At 55.2% G+C, this 6,708-nt stretch carries 8 protein-coding genes and 1 pseudogene; all 9 read left to right on the top strand.

The annotated features are described in order from the left end of the window. Positions 1 to 505 (top strand): transporter substrate-binding protein (locus EJP87_RS12675; RefSeq protein WP_153188679.1); only part of this gene is annotated, 505 nt, incomplete at its 5' end. Positions 506 to 603: 98 nt separating this feature from the next. Beyond that, positions 604 to 2,214 (top strand): urea ABC transporter permease subunit UrtB, encoded by a 1,611-nt coding sequence (gene urtB, locus EJP87_RS12670; RefSeq protein ID WP_130472240.1) that lies wholly within the window; start codon positions 604 to 606, stop codon positions 2,212 to 2,214. Positions 2,215 to 2,219: 5 nt separating this feature from the next. Then, entirely contained in the window at positions 2,220 to 3,332 is a 1,113-nt protein-coding gene (gene urtC, locus EJP87_RS12665; protein ID WP_130472239.1) for an urea ABC transporter permease subunit UrtC, read from the top strand. Next, entirely contained in the window at positions 3,332 to 4,162 is an 831-nt protein-coding gene (gene urtD, locus EJP87_RS12660) for an urea ABC transporter ATP-binding protein UrtD (RefSeq protein ID WP_130472238.1), read from the top strand. Before urtC ends, urtD begins: the two co-directional genes overlap by 1 nt. Positions 4,163 to 4,164: 2 nt before the next feature. After that, entirely contained in the window at positions 4,165 to 4,857 is a 693-nt protein-coding gene (urtE, locus tag EJP87_RS12655; RefSeq protein WP_130472237.1) for an urea ABC transporter ATP-binding subunit UrtE, read from the top strand. Next, entirely contained in the window at positions 4,838 to 5,701 is an 864-nt protein-coding gene (locus EJP87_RS12650; protein WP_193771358.1) for an urease accessory protein UreD, read from the top strand. The genes urtE and EJP87_RS12650 overlap by 20 nt, the downstream gene beginning before the upstream one ends. A gap of 31 nt (positions 5,702 to 5,732) precedes the next feature. Beyond that, positions 5,733 to 6,035, top strand: a complete 303-nt coding sequence (gene ureA / locus EJP87_RS12645) for an urease subunit gamma (protein WP_130472235.1) — start codon at positions 5,733 to 5,735, stop codon at positions 6,033 to 6,035. Between the two features lie 17 nt (positions 6,036 to 6,052). Further along, on the top strand, positions 6,053 to 6,358 hold the full coding sequence (locus tag EJP87_RS12640; protein ID WP_130472234.1) for an urease subunit beta: 306 nt from the start codon (positions 6,053 to 6,055) through the stop codon (positions 6,356 to 6,358). 2 nt (positions 6,359 to 6,360) lie between these two features. Next, positions 6,361 to 6,708 (top strand): annotated as a pseudogene (gene ureC, locus EJP87_RS12635) (urease subunit alpha); the annotation flags it as partial.

Genomic DNA, 6,708 nt, shown 5'->3' with positions numbered 1-6,708 from the left:
AGCAACCGAGGTGCCGGTAGTGGCCTTTTCGGTCGGGGAGGAGGAGTTGCGTGGGGTCGATACCAAACCATTGGTCGGTCATCTTGCCTCCTGGAACTATTTCATGTCGCTGGAAAATCCCGCCAACGACGCTTTCAGCAAAATGTATAAAGAGTGGGCAGTGAAAAATAAATTGCCTGCCGCCGACAAGGTGGTTACCAACGATCCCATGGAGGCAACCTATATCGGCATGCAGCTCTGGAAGCAGGCAGTTGAAAAGGCGCAATCCACTGAGGTCGATAAGGTTATCGAGGCCATGAGTGGACAAAGCATGAGCGCTCCTTCTGGTTTTACTATCAAAATGGATGAGAAAAACCACCATCTGCACAAACCGGTCTTTATCGGAGAGGTGCGTGCCGATGGTCAGTTTAATGTGGTCTGGAAAACTCCTGGCCCTGTGCGTGCGGCACCCTGGAGCCCCTTCATCGCTGGCAATGAGAACAAGTCCGAGCAACCGGACAAATAACCGCCTTTTTCAAACCGTGAGCGGATTGCCTGAGCATGCGGCGCAGCAATCCGCTCACACCTCCTGTTTGCTCATTTTGCGTCACATTTGGGGAACGCATGCGCTATCCAATATTTCGCCAGGCACTCTGCTTGTTGCTGCTTTGCCTTGCCCTTTTGCTGCCCATCAGCACTCTCCAGGCCGCCTGGGAGGAGCAGCAGGCAGAGATCCTGCTCGGCAGCGACTCGGAAGCACGCATCACACTGTTGCGCCAGTGGCTGGCCAACGGTGAGCCTTTTGCCGAGCCGCTGTACAAAGCGCTGGCCGAAGATGCCTTGTTGATTGGTAATCGCCGTCCATTGCGCAAGCAGGATGGGCAACTCTTTGATCTGCTTGGCAATCAACCTCTACCTGAACAAGAGCTGGCTGTAACAGCAGTGACCATCAACAACCGTCTGCGTCGGGAAGTGCAGTCCGGATTGGCTCTTTTGCGTCTCTTTGATGCGGATCGGGGAGTGCGTTTGGCTGCTGCCAACGCTTTGCAAAGCAAAGCGACTCTGATCATGCTTCCGGTTCTGGAAAGGGCGCTGCAGCAGGAAAAGGATGCACAGATCGCTGAAAATCTGCGCTTGGCTCTGGCTTTGGCCATGCTCGGCAGCAGCGATAGCCAACTGCGTCGGCAAGCTGTTTTGGTCTTGGCGGAGAGTGCCACTCCTACCACCAAGACCACATTAAACCGTCTGCTCTTGCCTGGAGCAGAGACAGATCGTGAGGTGGTGCGCCAAGCTGAAATCGCCTTGGAAAAGGTCAATCGACGCCTCCTCTTTGGAGAGGCGCTGGCCTCGCTCTTTTCGGGAATCTCTTTGGGCTCGATTCTGCTTTTGACTGCTTTGGGTTTGGCCATCACCTATGGTGTGATGGGCATTCTGAATATGGCCCATGGCGAGATGCTGATGATCGGTGCCTATACCACCTATGCGGTACAAAATCTTTTTCGCAGCCATTTTCCACAACTGCTCGATGGCTATCTCTTTGCCGCCATCCCAGCCGCATTTTTGACCGCCGCTGTGGTTGGTATCCTTCTGGAACGCTCAGTGATTCGCTGGTTGTATGGTCGCCCCTTGGAGACACTGTTGGCCACTTGGGGTTTATCCTTGATCTTGATTCAGACGGTGCGCCTGCTCTTTGGAGCACAAAATGTCGAAGTGGCCAACCCCTCCTGGATGTCTGGCGGGGTGACCCTGCTGCCGGGAGTGGTTTTGCCCTGGAACCGCATTGTCATCACCTTTCTGGCTCTGGCGGTGCTGGCTTTGACCTGGAGTCTGCTCAACCGTACCCGTTTGGGACTATTTGTCCGTGCTGTGACGCAAAATCGCTCCATGGCCGGTTGTGTTGGTGTGCCCACCAGCCGTATCGATAGTTTGGCTTTTGCCCTTGGCTCAGGAATCGCTGGTTTGGGAGGGGTGGCCATCTCGCAGGTGGCCAATGTCGGACCGGATATGGGGCAAGGCTATATCGTGGACTCCTTTTTGGTGGTTGTCCTCGGTGGAGTGGGCCAACTGGCCGGAGCGGTGTGGGCTGCGCTTGGTTTGGGCATCACCGGCAAAGTGCTGGAAGGATGGGTCGGTGCTGTTATCGCCAAAATTATCCTCCTTGTTTTCATTATCATCTTTATCCAACGACGACCCCAGGGGCTTTTTGTCCTGAAGGGGCGTCAAAGCGAAAGCTGATTGCCATGGACTCCCACTCCTCTGCACTCCCCCCTGAAAAGCAGCCGCTTCTCTCTCCGCTGGCCTGGAAAGGGGTCGGGCTCTATGCCATCCTCTGCCTGTTGGTGGTGCCGCTGCTGCATCTGCTGCTGGATGCACACTCCCCCTGGCATATCTCTGCCTATTTTATCAATCTGGGGGGAAAAATTCTCTGCTATGCCATTGTTGCCGTCGCCCTCGACCTGATATGGGGCTATGCCGGTATTCTCTCCCTGGGGCATGGACTCTTTTTTGCCCTTGGTGGTTATGCTTTTGGCATGTATCTGATGCGCTCCATCGGTCGTGATGGGGTCTATCATGCAGATTTGCCAGACTTTATGGTTTTTTTGAACTGGAAAGAGCTGCCCTGGTATTGGACAGGCAGCGATCATTTTTTCCTTTCTGTGCTGTTGGTGTTGCTGATTCCGGGCCTGCTCGCCTTTGTTTTTGGCTATTTTGCCTTTCGTTCGCGCATCAAAGGGGTCTATTTTTCCATCATCACCCAGGCACTCACCTATGCCTTTATGCTGCTCTTCTTCCGCAACGAAACCGGTTTTGGCGGCAACAATGGCTTTACCGATTTCAAGCGTCTGCTGGGGATGAGCATCACCACCCCTGAGATGCGGGTGACTCTGTTTGTGCTCAGCGCCCTGACCCTGCTTGCTGCCTTGTTGCTCTGTCGCTGGATGATTACCCGCAAATTTGGCCGCATCCTCACCGCCATCCGCGATGCCGAATCGCGGGTTATGTTTATCGGTTATCAACCGCTCTGGTATAAGTTGACCGCCTGGACCCTCTCTGCCCTGCTGGCGGCCATTGCCGGTGCCCTCTATGTGCCCCAGGTGGGGATTATCAATCCCAGCGAAATGTCGCCTGCCAACTCCATCGAAATTGCGATCTGGGTTGCCGTGGGAGGACGTGCCTCCCTGATAGGTCCGGTTTTGGGAGCCATCACAGTCAACCTTGCCAAAAGCTGGTTTACCGTCTCTTTTCCTGAATATTGGCTCTTTTTTCTTGGCCTGCTCTTTGTCACCGTCACCCTGTGGCTGCCGGGTGGTTTGATCTCCCTGCTGTCGCGTTTGCGTAAAGGAGAGTCCTGATGAATCTGTCCTTGCCGGAAACCAGCGATACCTTTTTTCAAGGCAACTCCAGCCTGGGCCATCCACTGCTGCCGGGAGTATTGGACACCTCGCATCGGGTGATCCTCTATCTGGAGGAGGTGACAGTCACTTTTGATGGATTTCGCGCTCTCAATAATCTGAGTCTGGCCATCGATGCCGGAGAGTTGCGCTGTATCATCGGGCCCAATGGTGCCGGCAAAACCACCATGATGGATGTGATCACCGGCAAAACCCGTCCCGATAGCGGCAGCATATATTTTGGTCAAACCATCGATTTGACCCGGATGAGCGAGCCGGAGATCGTCACAGCCGGGATCGGGCGTAAATTTCAAAAGCCTACGGTGTTTGAACAGCACAGCGTTTTTGACAATCTGGAGTTGGCTTTGCGTGGGGAGAAACGGGTACGCCACTCCTGGCACTCGCGCTGCCAGGGAGAGCAACGGGACCGCATCGCTGAAATATTAGAGACGATTCACCTCTTGCCCATGGCCAGACAACAGAGCGGAGCTCTTTCCCATGGGCAAAAACAGTGGTTGGAGATCGGCATGCTCTTGATTCAGGAGCCCGAACTGCTGTTGCTCGATGAGCCGGTAGCCGGAATGACCGATGAGGAGAGCGAACAATCGGCAGAGCTGTTTCTCTCCTTGGCCGGTCGCCACTCTTTAATGGTTGTGGAGCATGACATGGCCTTTGTGAGCAAGCTGAACAGTCGGGTGACAGTACTCCATGAAGGTTCGGTATTGGCAGAAGGGCGGATGGAGGAGATTCGTCACCATCCACGGGTTATTGAAGTCTATTTGGGACGTTGATCATGCTTACCGTCCGCGCACTGGATCAATATTATGGAGGCAGCCATATTCTGCGGCAGTTGGATTTTACTGTGCCTACAGGAGAGGTGACCGCCCTATTGGGGCGCAATGGCGTGGGAAAAACCACTTTGATGCGTTGTCTGATGGGACTGGTCAAGGTGGCAAAAGGCTCCATTCAGTTTATGAACAAAGAGATCAGCGCACTGCCCGCGCATCAACGGGTCAAAGCGGGAATTGGCTACGTTCCGCAAGGACGTGAGATCTTTCCCCGTTTAACCGTGGAGGAAAATCTGCGCATGGGTTTGGCCTCCCTGCCAGCAGGAACGCCGATTCCAGAACATATTTTTCAGACCTTTCCGGTGTTATGGGAGATGCGCCAGCGTCGCGGAGGTGACCTCTCTGGTGGCCAACAGCAACAATTGGCCATTGGACGCGCCTTGGCCTCTTCGCCACGACTGTTGATTCTTGATGAGCCAACCGAGGGGATTCAACCCTCGATCATCAAGGATATTGAACGGGTGATCCAGCAACTGGCCAGCAGTGGGCAGATGACCATCCTGCTGGTGGAACAATATTATGAGTTTGCCCGCTCACTGGCCCAGCACTATCTGGTCATGGAGCGGGGTGAGTTGGTGTTGCGTGGCGAGGGGGCGGCGATGGAACGGGATGGTGTGCGTGCACGGCTTTCAGTCTGAAGAGTCCCGCACCTCCGAGAGCTCTTCAGAATGGCCAGCCTATCTGCATCTGCATGTGGGCAGACGCCAGGGACGCACTCTTTTGTTGCGGCGTCGCCACCAGGGCCCTTTTTTGGTACAAAAACCGCTCTATCCAGAGGGGGATTCCCCCTGTCATCTGATTTTGCTGCATCCACCGGGGGGGATGGCGGCTGGAGATTCTTTGGCTTTGGATCTGCAAATGGAACCGGAGAGCCATCTGTTGCTGACCACACCCGGAGCGGGCAAATGGTACCGTGCAGAGCAGGGAGTGAGTCGGCAGCAACTGTATTTTCATTTGGATAAGCAGGCCATCGTTGAATGGCTGCCCCAGGAAAATATCTTTTTCTCAGGCTGTCAGGCAGAACTGCAGATGCAGGTGGATCTGTCAGCCCAGGCTCTCTTTTTGGCCATGGATCTGCAGCAATTGGGCCGTCTGGCCTCTGGTGAACCGTTTGCAACCGGCAAGATAGCCATGAAGAGTGCCATCACCCAGGAGGGTAGAGCGTTGTGGCGGGAACAGGGAGCTCTGGTTGCGGGATCTTCCTGGCTGCAGGCTGAAGCGGGCATGGCCGGAATGCGGGTGTGCGGCTCTCTGTTGTTGGCCGGAGCCGTGATCAGCGATGGTCTGTTGCAGAGTTGTCGAGAGCTACCGACTCCAGAGGGGTGTCGTTGTGGGATAACCCGTCTGCCCAACCTGCTGCATGCCCGCATTTTGGCGCCAGAGATCGAGCGAGCACGCCTCTGGCTGCGTCTGCTGTGGCAACAGATCCGTCCGCAGGCGCTCCATAAACCTGCTGTGCTGCCACGCATCTGGCATACCTGAACCCACACACTGTTTGCAACAAGGAGGAGCAATGGATCTGACCCCGCATGAGCGCGATAAATTATTGATTTTTACGGCAGGGCTGCTGGCAGAGCGGCGCAAAAATCGTGGTTTGTTGCTCAACTATCCAGAAGCGGTGGCCTATATCACTGCCGCCATTCTCGAGGGAGCACGCGATGGGCGCACGGTTGCCGAACTGATGAGCTATGGGGCAACGCTGCTGGGTCGGCATGAGGTGATGGAAGGGGTGGCAGAGATGATTCCCGACATTCAAGTCGAGGCCACCTTTCCCGATGGCAGCAAGCTGGTAACCGTGCACCATCCGATTGTCTGAGCAGGCAGGAGAGAGAGATGATTCCAGGAGAGATTCAGGTACAAGAGGGAGAGATTGCACTCAATTGCGGTCGGGAGCAGCGCACCCTCATCGTGGCCAATCGCGGTGATCGACCGATCCAGGTTGGCTCCCATTTTCATTTTTTTGAGGTCAATGAGGCGCTGCATTTTGAGCGTTCCGCCGGCTACGGCTTTCGATTGGATATTCCAGCAGGAACGGCCGTCCGTTTTGAGCCTGGGCAGAGTCGTACCGTGCAGTTGGTGGCTTTGGCGGGAGAACGGCGAATCTTTGGTTTTAATGGCAAGGTGATGGGAGCACTCTGACGATGGCAACACTTTCCCGACAAGCCTATGCAGAAATGTATGGTCCCACCACGGGTGATCGGATTCGTTTGGCCGATACCGAGCTGTGGATTGCAGTGGAAAAAGATCACACCATACCTGGAGAAGAGGTCAAATTTGGTGGTGGCAAGGTGATTCGTGATGGGATGGGACAAGGGCAGGGGCTGGCCGCCGAAGTGATGGATACGGTCATTACCAATGCCCTGATTCTGGATCATTGGGGGATCGTCAAGGCCGATATTGGTCTGCGTCAGGGACGGATTGCCGCCATCGGCAAGGCGGGCAATCCCGACGTGCAGCCGGGGGTTACGATGCGGATTGGGGCAGCCACC

Source organism: Candidatus Magnetaquicoccus inordinatus (assembly GCF_004217665.1).
In the GTDB taxonomy this organism is placed as follows: domain Bacteria; phylum Pseudomonadota; class Magnetococcia; order Magnetococcales; family Magnetaquicoccaceae; genus Magnetaquicoccus; species Magnetaquicoccus inordinatus.
Note: the sequence above shows the minus strand (reverse complement) of the source record. Positions and strands in the feature narration are given on the sequence as shown.